The organism is Flavobacterium sp. (genome assembly GCF_039930565.1).
Taxonomy (GTDB): Bacteria; Bacteroidota; Bacteroidia; order Flavobacteriales; family Flavobacteriaceae; genus Flavobacterium.
In genome coordinates this window covers 1-14,989 of the sequence record NZ_JBDTTP010000026.1, presented here as the reverse complement: position 1 = coordinate 14,989, position 14,989 = coordinate 1, and the positions used below count along the sequence as shown (strand labels likewise).

The 14,989-nt window shown below is 34.8% G+C and carries 16 protein-coding genes; 10 read left to right on the top strand and 6 right to left on the bottom strand.

Annotation, left to right across the window (positions count from 1 at the left end; all coding sequences use genetic code 11):
- The first annotated feature begins 58 nt into the window (after window positions 1–58).
- The 5 genes from ABI657_RS08590 (at window position 59) to proC (ending at window position 4,137) form a co-directional block, all read left to right on the top strand.
- Window positions 59–370, top strand: a complete 312-nt coding sequence (locus tag ABI657_RS08590; RefSeq protein ID WP_348096839.1) for a DUF4286 family protein — start codon at window positions 59–61, stop codon at window positions 368–370.
- 256 nt (window positions 371–626) lie between these two features.
- Window positions 627–1,103: a nucleotidyl transferase AbiEii/AbiGii toxin family protein gene (locus tag ABI657_RS08585; RefSeq protein WP_348096838.1), complete on the top strand. Its 477-nt coding sequence runs from the start codon at window positions 627–629 to the stop codon at window positions 1,101–1,103.
- 40 nt (window positions 1,104–1,143) lie between these two features.
- Window positions 1,144–1,929: a 16S rRNA (adenine(1518)-N(6)/adenine(1519)-N(6))-dimethyltransferase RsmA gene (gene rsmA, locus ABI657_RS08580; protein WP_348096837.1), complete on the top strand. Its 786-nt coding sequence runs from the start codon at window positions 1,144–1,146 to the stop codon at window positions 1,927–1,929.
- Entirely contained in the window at window positions 1,913–3,262 is a 1,350-nt protein-coding gene (mgtE, locus tag ABI657_RS08575) for a magnesium transporter (RefSeq protein ID WP_348096836.1), read from the top strand. The genes rsmA and mgtE overlap by 17 nt, the downstream gene beginning before the upstream one ends.
- 98 nt (window positions 3,263–3,360) lie before the next feature.
- Window positions 3,361–4,137, top strand: coding sequence for a pyrroline-5-carboxylate reductase (proC, locus tag ABI657_RS08570; protein ID WP_348096835.1), 777 nt, complete (start codon window positions 3,361–3,363; stop codon window positions 4,135–4,137).
- 66 nt (window positions 4,138–4,203) lie between these two features.
- Here the strand turns inward: proC and ABI657_RS08565 are convergent, their stop codons facing one another.
- Window positions 4,204–4,716, bottom strand: a complete 513-nt coding sequence (locus ABI657_RS08565) for a hypothetical protein (RefSeq protein WP_348096834.1) — start codon at window positions 4,714–4,716, stop codon at window positions 4,204–4,206.
- Window positions 4,717–4,916: 200 nt separating this feature from the next.
- Here ABI657_RS08565 and ABI657_RS08560 point away from each other — a divergent pair, with 200 nt between their 5' ends.
- The 3 genes from ABI657_RS08560 to ABI657_RS08550 all read left to right on the top strand — a co-directional run bounded on the left by ABI657_RS08560 (window position 4,917) and on the right by ABI657_RS08550 (window position 6,796).
- On the top strand, window positions 4,917–5,864 hold the full coding sequence (locus ABI657_RS08560; protein ID WP_348096833.1) for a 2-hydroxyacid dehydrogenase: 948 nt from the start codon (window positions 4,917–4,919) through the stop codon (window positions 5,862–5,864).
- A 208-nt stretch (window positions 5,865–6,072) separates the two neighbouring features.
- Window positions 6,073–6,495: a DUF805 domain-containing protein gene (locus tag ABI657_RS08555; protein WP_348096832.1), complete on the top strand. Its 423-nt coding sequence runs from the start codon at window positions 6,073–6,075 to the stop codon at window positions 6,493–6,495.
- 22 nt (window positions 6,496–6,517) lie between these two features.
- Window positions 6,518–6,796, top strand: a complete 279-nt coding sequence (locus ABI657_RS08550; RefSeq protein ID WP_348096831.1) for a TM2 domain-containing protein — start codon at window positions 6,518–6,520, stop codon at window positions 6,794–6,796.
- A gap of 59 nt (window positions 6,797–6,855) precedes the next feature.
- On the opposite strand, the gene ABI657_RS08545 is transcribed toward ABI657_RS08550, so the two are convergent.
- Window positions 6,856–8,664: a lysophospholipid acyltransferase family protein gene (locus tag ABI657_RS08545; protein ID WP_348096830.1), complete on the bottom strand. Its 1,809-nt coding sequence runs from the start codon at window positions 8,662–8,664 to the stop codon at window positions 6,856–6,858.
- Window positions 8,665–8,780: 116 nt separating this feature from the next.
- On the opposite strand from ABI657_RS08545, the gene ABI657_RS08540 reads away from it, so the two are divergent.
- Together ABI657_RS08540 and ABI657_RS08535 are read left to right on the top strand one after the other, a co-directional pair.
- The gene (locus tag ABI657_RS08540; RefSeq protein WP_348096829.1) at window positions 8,781–9,542 is read left to right on the top strand and encodes an exodeoxyribonuclease III; all 762 of its coding nucleotides are present in this window, start codon (window positions 8,781–8,783) and stop codon (window positions 9,540–9,542) included.
- Between the two features lie 212 nt (window positions 9,543–9,754).
- A complete protein-coding gene (locus tag ABI657_RS08535) occupies window positions 9,755–10,699 on the top strand; it encodes an OmpA family protein (RefSeq protein ID WP_348096828.1) in 945 nt (314 codons plus the stop codon).
- Between the two features lie 282 nt (window positions 10,700–10,981).
- Here the strand turns inward: ABI657_RS08535 and ABI657_RS08530 are convergent, their stop codons facing one another.
- The 4 genes from ABI657_RS08530 to ABI657_RS08515 all read right to left on the bottom strand — a co-directional run.
- Window positions 10,982–12,151 carry a beta-ketoacyl synthase N-terminal-like domain-containing protein gene (locus ABI657_RS08530; protein ID WP_348096827.1) on the bottom strand — a complete coding sequence of 390 codons (1,170 nt, stop codon included), beginning with the start codon at window positions 12,149–12,151 and terminating at the stop codon, window positions 10,982–10,984.
- A 59-nt stretch (window positions 12,152–12,210) separates the two neighbouring features.
- A complete protein-coding gene (gene bioA / locus ABI657_RS08525; RefSeq protein ID WP_348096826.1) occupies window positions 12,211–13,482 on the bottom strand; it encodes an adenosylmethionine--8-amino-7-oxononanoate transaminase in 1,272 nt (423 codons plus the stop codon).
- Window positions 13,483–13,582: 100 nt separating this feature from the next.
- Window positions 13,583–14,200 (bottom strand): dethiobiotin synthase, encoded by a 618-nt coding sequence (gene bioD / locus ABI657_RS08520; protein WP_348096825.1) that lies wholly within the window; start codon window positions 14,198–14,200, stop codon window positions 13,583–13,585.
- Window positions 14,201–14,363: 163 nt separating this feature from the next.
- Window positions 14,364–14,989, bottom strand: a 626-nt coding sequence (locus ABI657_RS08515) for a hypothetical protein (protein WP_348096824.1), incomplete at its 5' end; no start/stop codon positions are given.

Genomic DNA, 14,989 nt, shown 5'->3' with positions numbered 1-14,989 from the left:
TTTTACAATGAATTAAAACTTAGAATCTCAGAAGCTTAGAATCTCAGAACCTTAAAAAATGATAATATACAACGTTACCACCAATATACATGAAAGTGTTCACGACCAATGGTTGCAATGGATGCAGGAAAAACACATACCTGAAATTCTGGCTACCAACAAGTTTTCTTCGGCAAGAATTGTAAAAGTTTTAATTGAAGAAGAAATGGGCGGCATTACCTATTCGGTTCAGTATTTCACAGACAGCAAAGCTACTTTAGAGAAATATTATCTTGAAGATGCACCAAAATTTCGTCAGGAAGCTTTAGAATTGTTTGCCGATAAAATGCTTTCTTTCAGGACAGAATTGGAAGTTATTTCAGAACATTAAAAAGATGATATTTGATTTAAATCGTAGCATATTTCGAACAAAATCTAATTAATCCAAAATATTCAGGAAAATGGAAATTCGATTTCAAACAAAAGAGGAAAGTAATAAGCGACAACAGGAAGATTTTTTGAAGTTGTCTAAAATTGAAAGAATCTATAGTTTTCTGCGCTTAAGTGAGAGAATAAGTCAATTTCCTGTAAAGAATAAAGTTGATAAAAATAAAGACAATTTTATGATTGTTATAAAATCAAAGTAGATGTCGAAAATGTGGGACCAAAACATTGATGAGTTTATCTCTTTAGCCAATAAGCATAAAGTTAGAATGCTGATGGTTGGAGGTGGAGCCGTTAATTTTCATGGATATCAGAGACATTCTGCTGATGTTGATTTTTGGATAGAAACCACAGAAGATAATTTTAGAAAGCTGGTTTTGGCTTTTAATGAAATGGGTTATGAAATTACTGATTTTCCTGAAAATGTTAAAAAAGAGCAGCAAAATATATCAATAAAATTTTCGCCGACAGATTTAGATTTGGAGTTAATCACTAAGTTTTCAGTAAATAAAACTTTTGATGAAGCTTACAAAGACAGTGAAGAAGTGATCGTTAACGATAAAACTTTTTTAAAATGGAATGTTTTATCTCTGGAGGATTTGATTACAAGTAAGGTAAAAGCTAACCGGGCAAAAGATTTGTTAGATATTCAGCAGCTTCGGGAAATAAATAAAAAGTAAGATTGTACTTTTGCACCTTCACGGTGAAACACAATATAAAATGGAAAAAGTAAAAGCCAAAAAACATTTAGGACAACATTTCCTGAAAGACGAAAGTATTGCAAAAGCAATCGCGGATACTTTGAGCTTAAAAGGATACGATGAGGTTTTAGAAATAGGACCGGGCATGGGTGTGTTGACTAAGTATTTGCTTGACAAACCAATTAACACACATGTAATCGAGATTGACACCGAATCTGTGGTATATTTGGATGAAAATTATCCAAAATTAAAAGACAAGATTATCTCTAAGGATTTCCTGAAATACAATATTAAGGAAGTTTACGAAGACAAACAATTTGCCATTATTGGAAACTTCCCTTATAATATTTCAACACAAATCGTTTTCAGGACTTTAGAATTGAAACATCAGATCCCGGAATTTTCGGGCATGTTTCAAAAAGAAGTCGCACAGCGAATTTGCGAGAAAAAAGGCTCAAAGGCTTACGGAATCTTATCCGTTCTGGCCCAGGCTTTCTATGATACCGAGTATTTGTTTACTGTGGACGAAAATGTTTTTATTCCTCCGCCCAAGGTAAAGTCGGGTGTGATGAAAATGACCCGAAAGGAAGATTATAGTCTTCCTTGTGGTGAAAAGTTATTTTTTACGGTTGTGAAAACCGCTTTTCAGCAAAGAAGAAAAACATTACGTAACAGTTTGAAAACATTAAATTTATCAGATAGTTTAAGAGAAGATACTATCTTTAACCTTCGTCCTGAACAACTTAGCGTTGATGAATTTATTGTTTTGACTCAAAAAATAGAAGCCGATGGAGTTCAAAGTTAGTAAAGAATTAATACAGCAATTAGAGGAGCATATCGTTAATAAAAACGACAGGGAACTGGAAGCGTTACTTAATGATCTGCATCATGCCGATATTGCCGAAATCCTCGATGAACTGGATTTCAATGAAGCAACCTATATTTTCAAGGTTTTAGATAGTGATAAAACAGCTGAGATTCTTCTTGAACTGGAAGATGACTTGCGTGAAAACATCTTAAGCCGACTTTCACCTAAAGAAATTGCAGAAGAGCTTGATGAGCTTGAAACCAATGATGCTGCCGATATTATTGCGGAACTTTCGCAGGAAATCAAAGCCGAAGTAATCTCGGAAATGATTGACGTTGAACACGCAAAAGATATTGTCGATTTATTGCGTTACGACGAAAATTCTGCCGGTGGTCTGATGGGTAAAGAGTTAGTAAAAGTCAATGAGAACTGGAATGTTCTGACTTGTGTTAAAGAAATGCGTATTCAGGCTGAAAACGTATCCAGAGTGCATTCAATTTATGTGGTGGATGATGAAAACCGACTAAAAGGAAGATTGTCACTGAAAGATTTACTGACGACTTCGACCAAAACACAGATTGGCGATATTTATATTCGAAAATTAAATTTTGTAAATGTAGATACCGAAGATGTTGAGGTAGCCCGTATCATGCAAAAATACGATTTGGAAGCGATTCCGGTTGTAGATGAACTGGGACGTTTGGTGGGAAGAATTACGATTGATGATATCCTGGACGTTATCAAAGATGAAGCAGACAAGGATTATCAGTTGGCTGCAGGTATTACACAGGATGTAGAATCAAACGACAGTGTTCTGGAACTTACAAAAGCACGTTTGCCATGGCTTTTAATCGGTATGGTAATCGAAATTGTGGCTTCGTTTGTTTTAAAGGGAAATGAAGCGACATTTCAAACCTATTCAACCCTGATTATCTTCGTGCCTTTACTTTCTGCAACTGCCGGAAACATTGGTGTTCAGGCATCTGCAATTGTGGTTCAGGGTTTAGCAAACGGAACCTTAAAAGAATTCAGCAGAGGATATTTTACCAAAGAAATTACCGTTTCGATGATTTCCGGAAGTATTATTTCATTGCTTTTACTGGGATATCATTCTCTTATGTATGGTCAATATTTAGTAGGTTTAGCGATTTCAATTTCAATGATGGTAGTCATTTTGTTTGCTGCCACACTGGGAACTTTAGTGCCGCTTTTTTTACACAAAAAGAAAATAGACCCCGCTATTGCAACAGGACCTTTTATCACCACAACCAATGACGTTTTTGGCATCATGCTTTATTTTACAGTAGCCAAATTGATTTTAGGATTTTAGATTTTTGCCACAAATTGATCAGTTATAGTGATTATAAATCTATAAAATCGGCGTAATTTGTGGTCGAAAATATGCTATTAACAGCCAACCAATCAGTAATGAAAGTACATATCATAGGAGGAGGAAACCTTGGGGTTTCTATTGCCCTGGGAATTGCGAAATTCTCACAAAGTCATAAAGTTACCGTAACAAGAAGAAACACCGGCAGTGTTCAATATTTAACCGAATTGGGAATTACAGTTTCATCGGATAACAAACATAATATCCAAGAAGCGGATGTAGTGATTTTGACCATAAAACCGTATCAGGTTGATACTGTTTTGGCAGAAATCCTGCCGGTAATTGCTGGTAAAACAATTGCTTCGGCTGTAAGCGGATTGTCTCTTGAAGTACTTCAGTCAAAAACAAATAATGCATTCCCTGTAATTAGAATCATGCCTAATATTGCCGCACAATTTGGCGAATCAGCAACTTGTATTTCCTTCCCTGAAAAAGACAGGGAAAAAGCATTGCCAATTGTGGATTTGTTTCAGGATTTGGGAACTGCTCCCATTATTGATGAGAAATTGATGGATGCCGCAACAGTTTTAGGGGCTTGCGGAACAGCCTATGCCTTAAGATATATTCGTGCTTCTATGCAGGCCGGAATCGAAATTGGATTTGATTCTCAAACCGCATTAGCAATTGCCGCACAAACGGTAAAAGGAGCTGCTAAAATGTTATTGGAGGAAAAAGTGCATCCGGAACAATTAATCGATCGTGTAACGACGCCTCAGGGGTGTACAATTGTAGGGCTGAACGAAATGGAACATAATGGTTTCAGTTCTTCGTTGATTAAAGGAATTAAAACTTCATTGAAACAAATAAAAGGATAGTTTTTAAAGGAAGTTCCAATATAATAAAATTCCAAATCCCAACTATAAAGCGTTGGGATTTGGAATTTATTTTTTAACCAATTGAATAAACTTAGCACCACATTCCCCAAGTTTAGTGTAATAATTCATCGCATTCCCGTAATTTTGAATCGTAAGTGTATCCTTGTTGTACAGGAAATCGATTCCTTCAGGAATTTCAATCGCTTTAGTTTTCATAGTATCTTCTTCATTACTAATGTCTCCTTCATATTCATCCCAGGGAATATCTTCTAAAACTACATACTTTTCCCCTGATTTGTTGGTCACAAAATTTGCTTTGCCTTTTATGTTTCTTGAATTTGTTTTTAATGTAAATCTATAGTTTCCTTTCGATTTGACTAATTCAATGGAAAGTTTACAGTCATCAGCATTATTTGAATCCACTATAGCAGTATAAATGCCTGCCACAGGATCTTCATTTTTATTTGAATTTTCAATTAAGGTTTGCGTTTCTTTCTTTAAAATTTCTGGCTTCTTTTTGTTGTTGCTATTGCAGGCATAAAAAAATAGGATTGTTATAAATAGTGTTAGTTTGTTCATAAATTAATCTTTATTAGAATAGTTGAGTTTTAATATCTAAAAATAGCAATAATAATAAGGATTATAAAGTCAACTTCTATTATAAACTGAGGTGATTGTTTAAAAGTTAAATCTAACTTTTAGAAAATGAGCAATTGCCTTCTTTCTTAGATTTGTAATAAAGAATAAACTGTATTTTTGTTTCAAATAATAAAAAACAAATGAGTATTAAAATTCTACATATCGACAGCAATAATCCTATTCTTTGGGAACAACTTGAAGAAGCGGGTTTTGAAAATCACGCCGATTTTACATCTTCAAAAGAAGAAATTGAAACTAAAATTCAGGATTATAACGGAATTGTAATTCGGAGCCGCTTTAAAATCGACAAGCAATTTATTGATAAAGCCACCAATTTGCAGTTTATTGCCAGAGTTGGCGCAGGGTTGGAAAGTATTGATTGTGATTACGCTTTAGAAAAAGATATTAATTTAATTGCAGCTCCGGAAGGTAATTGCAACGCTGTTGCAGAACACACTTTAGGAATGATTTTATCTCTTTTTAATAAATTGAATCAAGCTGATAGTGAAATTCGATCCGGTGCCTGGAACAGGGAAAGCAACCGTGGTCATGAACTCGACGGGAAAACGATCGGGATTATTGGATACGGTAATATGGGAAAAGCTTTTGCCAAAAAACTCCGTGGTTTTGATGTTGAGGTTTTGTGTTATGATATTTTAGAGAATAGAGGAGATCAGAATGCAAAACAGGTTTCATTGCAGGAATTACAGCAAAAAACAGATGTTTTAAGCCTGCATATTCCCTGGACGCCGGATACAGACAAGATGATTGATTTAAATTTTATTAATGCATTTGCAAAACCGTTCTGGATTATTAATACATCACGTGGCAAAAACATTGTTACGGCTGATTTAGTGGAAGCAATGAAGAGTGAAAAAGTTTTAGGGGCAGGCCTGGATGTTTTGGAATATGAGAAATTATCTTTTGAAACACTCTTTCAGGATAAAAACACACCAGAAGCTTTTCAATATCTCCTGGATGGAAAAAAAGTAATACTTACGCCTCACATTGCAGGCTGGACATTTGAAAGCCATGAACGTCTGGCACAGGTTATCGCAGATAAAATTAAGGCACTTTATTCTACTTAAGCCAATTAAAATAGGCTTTTGGCAGCACTAAGATTTAAAAATGATTTGTTTGGTTTTTTATAACAAGTTTTTTCTGTAAAAGTAATTTTCAAAAATTAGTTTTTAATGTTATTTTTTTTTAATATTGTTTTCGAAATTTAACAAAATTTTAAATAAGGAGTAACCGAAAATCCGAAGAGTAGGGATTAATTAACTAGATTGTATTAATATGATTGACTGGTATAAAAAAGTTGTTTTTGAAAACTATGCGAATTTTAATGGTCGTGCCAGAAGAAGTGAATATTGGTACTTCGTATTAGCTCAAATTTTAATTATTTTTGGGATTATAGCTTTAGGGTCATTTATAGGAACGTTTTTTAATAGGAGTGAGGATGGTTTTTTTATAGCATTCGGTTTTGTTGGAATTTATTTGCTTGCAATTTTAATACCATATTTGGCATTAATTGTAAGAAGAATGCATGATATTGATAAAAGTGGATGGTTTTATCTTGTTCGTTTTGTACCAGTTATTGGAGGGATATGGATACTTGTTTTATTGTGTACTGAAGGGAACTATGGATCAAACAACTATGGTTTAGATCCTAAACAAGAGTTTGACGAAATCAACGAAATTGGAACTAGAGAAGCATAATTAATTAATTTATATTTAGAAAATGGAAAACACAAAAACAGAAGATTGGAATAATGCTCCAGTTCGTAGAGAAGAAAACAAAAAAGTTCTTGCAGGAGTCCTTGGAATCGTATTAGGAGGATTTGGAGTTCATAAATTTATCTTAGGATATACACAGGAAGGAATAATACAATTAGTAGTTACTCTTGTAACTTGCGGAATGGGAAGTTTAATTGGTTTTGTTGAAGGAATTATTTACCTAACTAAAACAGACGAAGAGTTTTATCAAACCTATCAGGTTGGTAAAAAAGGCTGGTTCTAAAAATAAAAAAATCCCATTCAATTTGAATGGGATTTTTATTTGTACTAAAAATTGAGAGATTATATTATATCTTCTTTTTCAGATAATTTGCGTTCCAATTCTATTTGGAATTCCTCTATAACCGGTTTCATAGTGCTTTCCGGAATATCTGCAATCCTGATATACATTAAACCATCTATCGCATTATTAAACAAAGGATCAACATTAAAAGCGACCACACGGGCATTTTGCTTAATATATTTTTTAATTAAAACAGGTAAACGTAAATTTCCTGGTTCCAATTCGTCAATAATCTTATCAAATTTATTCAGGTCTGATTCCGCTTCGTCAAAGATAAAATCCTTATCAGCGTCTTTCAGTTTTACTTTATAGGCTTTTTTCGGGTGAATGTATTGCGCAATATACGGATCGTAATAATTCGACTTCATAAATTCAATCATCAGCGATTTCGAAAAATCAGAGAATTGGTTACTGATACTTACACCGCCCAATAAAAATTTATGTTCCGGATAACGAAGAGTAGTATGAATAATTCCCTTCCATAACAAGAATAAAGGCATTGGTTTCTGCTGGTATTCCTTGATAATAAAAGCACGGCCCATTTCGATCGATTTGTGCATCATATCATGCAGTTCCGGTTCAAACCTGAAAAGATCATTCAGGTAAAAACCTTCAAGACCATATTTCGGATAAATCTCTGAACCCAATCCCATACGATAAGCACCAGCAATTTTTTTGGCATCATCATCCCACAAAAACATATGGTGATAATATTGGTCGAATTTATCTAAATCAATAGATTCATTGGTTCCTTCACCTACTTCCCGAAACGTAATTTCACGTAAACGCCCGATTTCATGTAAGATGTTAGGAATTGATTTGGCTCTGGCAAAAAACACTTCATAGTTTTTACTTTGCAGCAAACGGCAATCACTGTTTCTTAAAGCATTCACCTCATCGATCATCTTGGTCTCATTCGCTGGCGTAACGATTTTTTTAGGTGATTTCGGAATTTTTAAATTAGAAGTATCCAGTAGTTTATGATCCTTTTCAAAAGGATTGGCCAGCATATAGGTTTTCTTTCTTAAAAACTCTGAGTATTCTTCAAATGATTCTATTTCGTTTTGTTCGTTTACCGAAATTGGTTTTCCAATACGAACCTTAATTACTCTGTCCTTTTGGGTTAATAACTCAGAGGGTAGTTTGGCTGTTCTTAAGGTATCATCAATTTTAGAAAGCCAATAGAACAATCGGCTGTTTTTGGCATGAAAATAAATCGGTACAACCGGAACCTTTGCTTTTCTGATCAGCTTTAAAGCACCTTCTTCCCAGGGTTTGTCCACAACCAGTTTCCCATCTCTGTAAGTTGAAACTTCCCCTGCAGGAAAAATCCCCAAAGGTTTTCCGTCACTTAAATGTCGGAACGTCTCCTTGATTCCTACCACGCTTGATTTCGCATCCTTATGATTTTCAAAAGGATTTACAGGCATGATGTATTTTTTAAGCGGAATAATTCGGTGTAGCAAAAAGTTGGCGATAATCTTGAAATTAGGTTCTCTTTCCAGCATTAATTTCAATAATAAAATACCGTCAATTCCTCCAAGCGGATGATTTGAAATCGTAATATAAGCGCCTTCTTTAGGCAGACGTTTTAAATCTTCTTCCGGAATTTCGAATTTAATTTGTAATTCGTCCAATACGCCGTTCAAAAACGTAACATCCTCTAAATGTTTGTTGTGGTCGTAAATTTTATTAAGGGTTGAGATCTTAAGAACCTTCATAAGAATCCAGCCGGAAAAAGTACCAAATACTCCGTACTTCTCAACATTTATTGCTTTTGCAACTTCTTTCGCGGTAACTAAACCCATGTAGAATTTTTAATTTATTAGAGCAGCGAACAAAGATAACAAAAAACTCTACTTTTCGTTGTTTCAAATACAAACTTTCCTCTTTTTTATTACATTTGAAAATCTAAAAAAAGCGAATGAAAATTATTTCTTATAATGTAAACGGGATACGCGCCGCCATTGCGAAAGGGTTTATTAACTGGCTTGAACAAGCGAATCCGGATGTAATTTGCCTGCAGGAAATCAAGGCCACACAAGAGCAAATTCCAACAGAAGATATAACCAAAGCTGGCTATCCGTATCAATATTATTATCCTGCAACCAAAAAAGGATATAGCGGTGTGGCTATCTTATCCAAAATTAAACCCAATAATGTCGTTTTCGGAACCGGAATACACCACATGGATTTTGAAGGCCGCAACCTTCGTGCCGATTTTGATGATTGCTCTGTAATGAGCCTTTACCTGCCTTCCGGGACAAATATCGACCGTTTAGACCATAAATTCATGTTTATGGCTGATTTTCAAAATTACATCAACGAACTCAAAATTACCATCCCTAACCTGATTATCTGTGGCGATTACAACATTTGCCATGAAGCGATCGACATTCATGATCCTGTTCGGAACAAAACCGTTTCCGGATTTTTGCCTGAAGAACGCGCCTGGCTTGATGGATTCATGAAAACAGGTTTTGTCGACAGTTTTCGTCATTTCAACAAAGATGCCCATCATTATTCATGGTGGAGTTACCGTGCAGGGGCGAGAGGAAACAACAAAGGCTGGCGCATCGATTATAATCTGGTCAGCGATACTTTGCAGCACAAATTAAAGCGTGCCGTTATTTTGCCGGATGCCATACACTCAGACCATTGTCCGGTTTTAGTCGAAATCGAGTAAAACTGGTATTGTTATTGTTAGATAAAGCAAAGTTCTAAGCCGCATTATTATTACTAAGATTTGTTTAAGGAGCTATTTCCTGCTTTCCACTGCAATCTTTGTATTTTTAAAGAAAAAACACAAAGGATTTTCATTTCAATCAGGGCTAAGACAGAACGGTAAAAGGAAATTTAAAAGAATAATTAACCTAAATTATTAAATACTCATAACCAATGATTAAAAAAGCCTCAATCGGATTACTAGTATTAGCTTTATCCGCTTCGTCCTGTGTTTCCAAGAAAATTTACAACGATCTGGAATCGAAATATTCCGATCTAAAAAAAGAAAACCGCTCAATCGCTGATGAAAACACAGATTTAAAAACAGCAAAAAACCAGTTAGAGATAGATCGCGATAAATTATCCAAAGACTTAAGCAATACTAAAGCTGAACTGGAAAAACAAAAAGCTAATTTGGCTGCTGAGCAAAAGAAATACAAGGTATTGCAGGATTCCTATAATGCATTAGAGAAAAACAGCAATGATGCGTTAGAAAGCAATATGGCTAAAAACCGTGAATTGTTAGCTCAATTAGAAGCAAAATCAAAAAAATTAGCAGAAGAACAAGCACGATTAGATAAAACTTCAGGCAGATTAAACGAATTGGAAGCCATGATTGCCGCCAAAGAAGCCGCAATGAAAAAATTGAAAGATACCTTATCGAAAGCCTTAAATAACTTTGAAGGAAAAGGATTGACTGTAGAGCAAAAAAACGGAAAAGTATATGTTTCTATGGAAAACAAATTACTTTTCAATTCAGGAAGCTGGGCAGTGGGAACAGAAGGTAGAAAAGCCGTGGTAGAGTTAGGAAAAGTTTTGGGAGACAATCCGGATCTTTCAGTTCTAATCGAAGGGCATACAGATGACGATCCATACGCAGGTTCAGGTCCAATAGCCAACAACTGGGATTTGTCAACTAAAAGAGCAACAGCAATCGTAGCTATTTTAAGTGAAAACGGTCAAATCAACAAACAGAAATTAACGGCTGCAGGTCGTGGTGAATTTTCGCCATTAGCAAGCAACGGAAATGCAGAAGGAAAAGCTAAAAACCGCAGAATCGAAATCATCCTGACACCCAACTTAGATGAAATAGCAGAAATGCTTAATAATATTAATTAAGCTTCATATTTATAAATGTTCAAAAGGCTCAGAGTTTTAAAACTTTGAGCCTTTTTTATTGAAATCTAAATTCAATTATAAATTGGATTTTATACGAATCGTTCCTAAGGAACTTCTTAAGTATATTATCTTGTATTTTCAACGGATTAAAATCCGTTGCTACAAAATAAATCGTTCCGTTGGAACTTTTTACATCATCACACTTGAAATAACACAACAAGATAAAGAGCCGTCGGCTCGGAGCTATTGTAGCTACGGATTTTAATCCATTGAAGGAATGGTTTATGCCTTTTCGATCAGGATGCTAACTGCATTCCCACCAAAACCAACAGCATTGATCAAGACTTTTTGTATACTCTTCGTTTGATTTTGCACTTTAGCAAAAGGTACATTGATAAATGTATCATGTTGGATCATCATTAAAGCCAATTCTAAACTCAACATTCCTGATGCGCCAAAAGTGTGACCTATTTTCCATTTATTAGTTGTTAAGAGCGGTATTTTTTCTCCAAATACTTTTTCAATCGCACGAAGTTCCGTTAAATCGCCTTTTATGGTTCCGGGTGCGTGCATCACAATAACATCGACCTCTTTTAAATCTGTTTCTTTTAAAGCCATTTTCATTGATTTTTGAAAACAATCCGCTTCTGCAGAAATAGATATATTATGTTCTAAAATTTCGGTTGCATAACCTAAGCCCGTTATATACGCAATTGCGTTTTCTTTTTCTCCCGCCTCTAAACAACAAATTCCTGCCCCTTCGCCCAAAATCATTGTATTTTGCGTTTTTTCAAAATCAAAAGCAAGATTTGGCCAGGATTCTTCGTTTTGATTTATGCGCGAATATATTTTTAAGGCTCTCATTTGAGCAATCGTAAAATCAGTTAATGGAGCTTCACTTCCGCCAACTAAAAATTTATCCGACATTCCCGATTTTAGCCAGGCAACCCCATTTAAAAGTGCATGTAATGCAGTAGAACAAGTAATAGAATGTGAGATTTCGGGACCTGTACTTTGTAAATCGTGTGCAATCCAGGAAGAAATATTGCCTAAAGTTGTTGTTGGCGATGCCAGTGTCTGTGCTTTTCCGGTATCTATGTATTCTTTGTAATGCTTTTCAAATAAATCGGTTGCCCCGCGAGAAGAACCAATATTAATCCCGAAAACAGCATCTTTATCCCAGCCTGCTTTCTCAATTGCTTTTCGTGAAGCCGCTAAAGCAAATAAAACCGAATTGTCCAAAAATCTATATTTTGGATCCGATTCCCGAACTGTATAAATAATCTGTTTGGATTCGGCATCAAGAGCAGCTACCGAAGTTCCCTTTTGGTCGAGAAATTGTATAATAAAACAATGTTGGTTCTCCAGATATTTTTTCCAAACGGCATCAGGATTATTTCCTAAAGGAGAAATGGATGAAAAGGCAGTTATGGAGATTTTTTGTGTATTCAAAATATTTTATTTGTTGCAAAGTTCGCAAAAGTTTATTCAAGTTGATAAGGTTTGTTTAATTAAACCATTTCAATAGCTTCTTCAATTGTAGTGTATACTTTTTGAAGCTGTTCATCTGTCATGATATAAGGCGGCAGAATGTAAACAATATTGCCAACCGGACGTAAAATAACACCTTTTCCAATAAAGAAATCATACAATTTAGTACGCATCGATCCATAATAGCTTTCTTCTGAAGAGGATTTTATTTCTAAGGCAAAAATAACACCCAACGTTCTGGCTGTAATCACTTTCGGGTGATTTTCAATTTTCTTTTGAAAGCGTAAATGACTTTTATTAATCCTTTCGATGTTATGCTGCATTTCATCAGTCTGAAGCAAATCTATACTTGCTAAAGCAGCAGCACAACCTGTTGGATTCGCTGTAAAAGTATGTCCGTGAAATAAGGCTTTATTAATGTCATCATCATAAAAAGCATCAAAAACGTCCTGGGTAAAAGTGGTAATTGCCATCGGGATTGTTCCGCCGGTTAACGCTTTTGATAAACACATCATGTCTGGTTTTTCCGTTACATAATCCATGGCAAAAGTTTTTCCGGTTTTGCCAAAACCCGTCATAACTTCGTCTGCAATGGTTAAAACGTTGTTTCTTTTGCAGATTTTAATCAATTCGGCCAATGCTTCCGGCTCATACATGACCATTCCGGCTGCTCCCTGAACCAATGGTTCAAAAATAAATCCGGCACAATTATGACTTTGTATTACATTTTTCAATGTTTCAAAACTTATACTTTCTTTTCCTTTTACCGGAACCGGAATTCGGACAACATCTATAAACATCCCCTGAAAAGCCTGTGTATAAAAGGAAATTCCGCTTGCCGCCATTGCCGCAAAAGTATCTCCGTGGAAGGCATTTTCAAAAGCAATGATTGTAGTCCGCTTTTCATTCTTATTAAAGAAATATTGCAAAGCTACTTTTATTGCTACTTCCACAGCCGTTGAACCGTTATCCGAAAAGAAGATTTTCTGCTGATTCCCTGGTAGGATTTCCATTAGTTTTTCAGCCACTTTTATGGCAGGTTCGTGTGTAAAACCACCAAATAAAACATGTTCTAAAGTCGTAAGTTGTTTGTAAATGGCATCGGCAATAAATTTGTTGCTGTGCCCAAACGGATTTACCCACCATGAAGCAATTGCGTCAATGTATTCCTTGCTATTTTCATCCCACAGCAAAGCCCCTTCGCCTTTAGAAATTACAATAGGAGTCTGAGAAGTTTTGTGCTGTGTATAAGGATGCCAAAGGTATTGGCTGTCTTTTTCTTGTAAAGTCATTTTTTAAGAATATAGAAAATAGAGTATAGAATAAAGACTACACAATATAATTTTAGACAAAGATAAGAAAGTCTATTCTCTTTGTTCTTTTTTCTATTCTCTATAAATTTAAAAGATTCTCCCGAAACAAATCGGCATATTCACGAATTACATTTTGATCGAAATAAGGCTCTTCGTCAATTCTTCCAATACATTTTACTCCGGTTTTATTCAAGATCAAACTTTCGGTCGATTTGTTTTCGCTTCCGCTGAATATAATTCCCGAAATCTGAAACCCTCGGTTTTGAATGGCTTCAATTGTCAATAGTGTATGATTAATGCTTCCCAAATAATGTCTTGAAACAAGAATTACTTTATAATCGGATTGAATCAAATTGATAATGGTGTCTTTTTCGTTTAACGGAACAAAGATTCCGCCGGCTCCTTCAATGACCAAATGATTGCCTGTTACAGGTTCTTTAATCTTAGCCAAATCAATTGTAATGCCATCAATTTCTGCAGCCAAATGCGGACTTGCAGGTGTGTTTAGCTCATAAGCATTTGGGTAAAATTGTGATTTGGAATTTGAAATTCGGGATTTTACTTTATGAGTATCGGAATTGTCCAGATCACCTGCCTGAATAGGTTTCCAATAATCTGCCTCTAAGGCTTCAACAATAATAGACGAAGCAATTGTTTTACCAACATCGGTTGAAATTCCGGTTATAAATAGTTTCATAGATTGCTGTTTCACAGAGATTCGCAAAGAAAGCACGAAGTAACACAAAGAATAATAGTTTTTTGTGAATCTGAGTTTTTACTTTGTGAATCTCAGTGTAATATTCTCCGCAAAAATACCAATAAAAACAACAAACCCATCCATTACGATGGGTTTGTTGTTTTTATTCTTCTTTTAATTCGTCAATTACTTTTTTAATTTCTTTGGCATATTTTCCGTAAAATTTATGAACCCACCATTCTAAAATAATTCCCATAAAAAGCATGCTGAAAACCACAATCGAAAACAATGCAATCAATTGATAATTTGTAAATTCTTTAGAAATAAAACCCGGAATTTTAGAGAATTCAAAATAAAGAAAACTTATCAAATACAGAATTAAAAATGGCGTCAAAGCAAATCCAAAGGTTTTGTACAACTCCATATTTAACTTTATATCAAAATAAGTTTCGTATAAATTGTCTTTTGTTTTTAAGGTGAGTGAGTTTAATCTTTTGTAAAATACATAAAACTTAAATAAATAATAGGCACAAACTGCCACATAAAAACTAAAAAGCAGATAATATAATGTCGTCATTTTTTCTGGAAAGCCGTACATTAAAGGAACAAACCCAACCAATATAATTGAAACAATCTGATAGATAAATTCATTTTTCAAATTTTTTCTAATTCTGTCTAATGGCGTATTTACGGCTTGTATTTTTTCCAAGTTATTTGGAAGAACGACATTTTCAGTCTTTTCGTTATTCCATGCGTTTTGTATATCGTTAAAATCCATATCCCTGATTT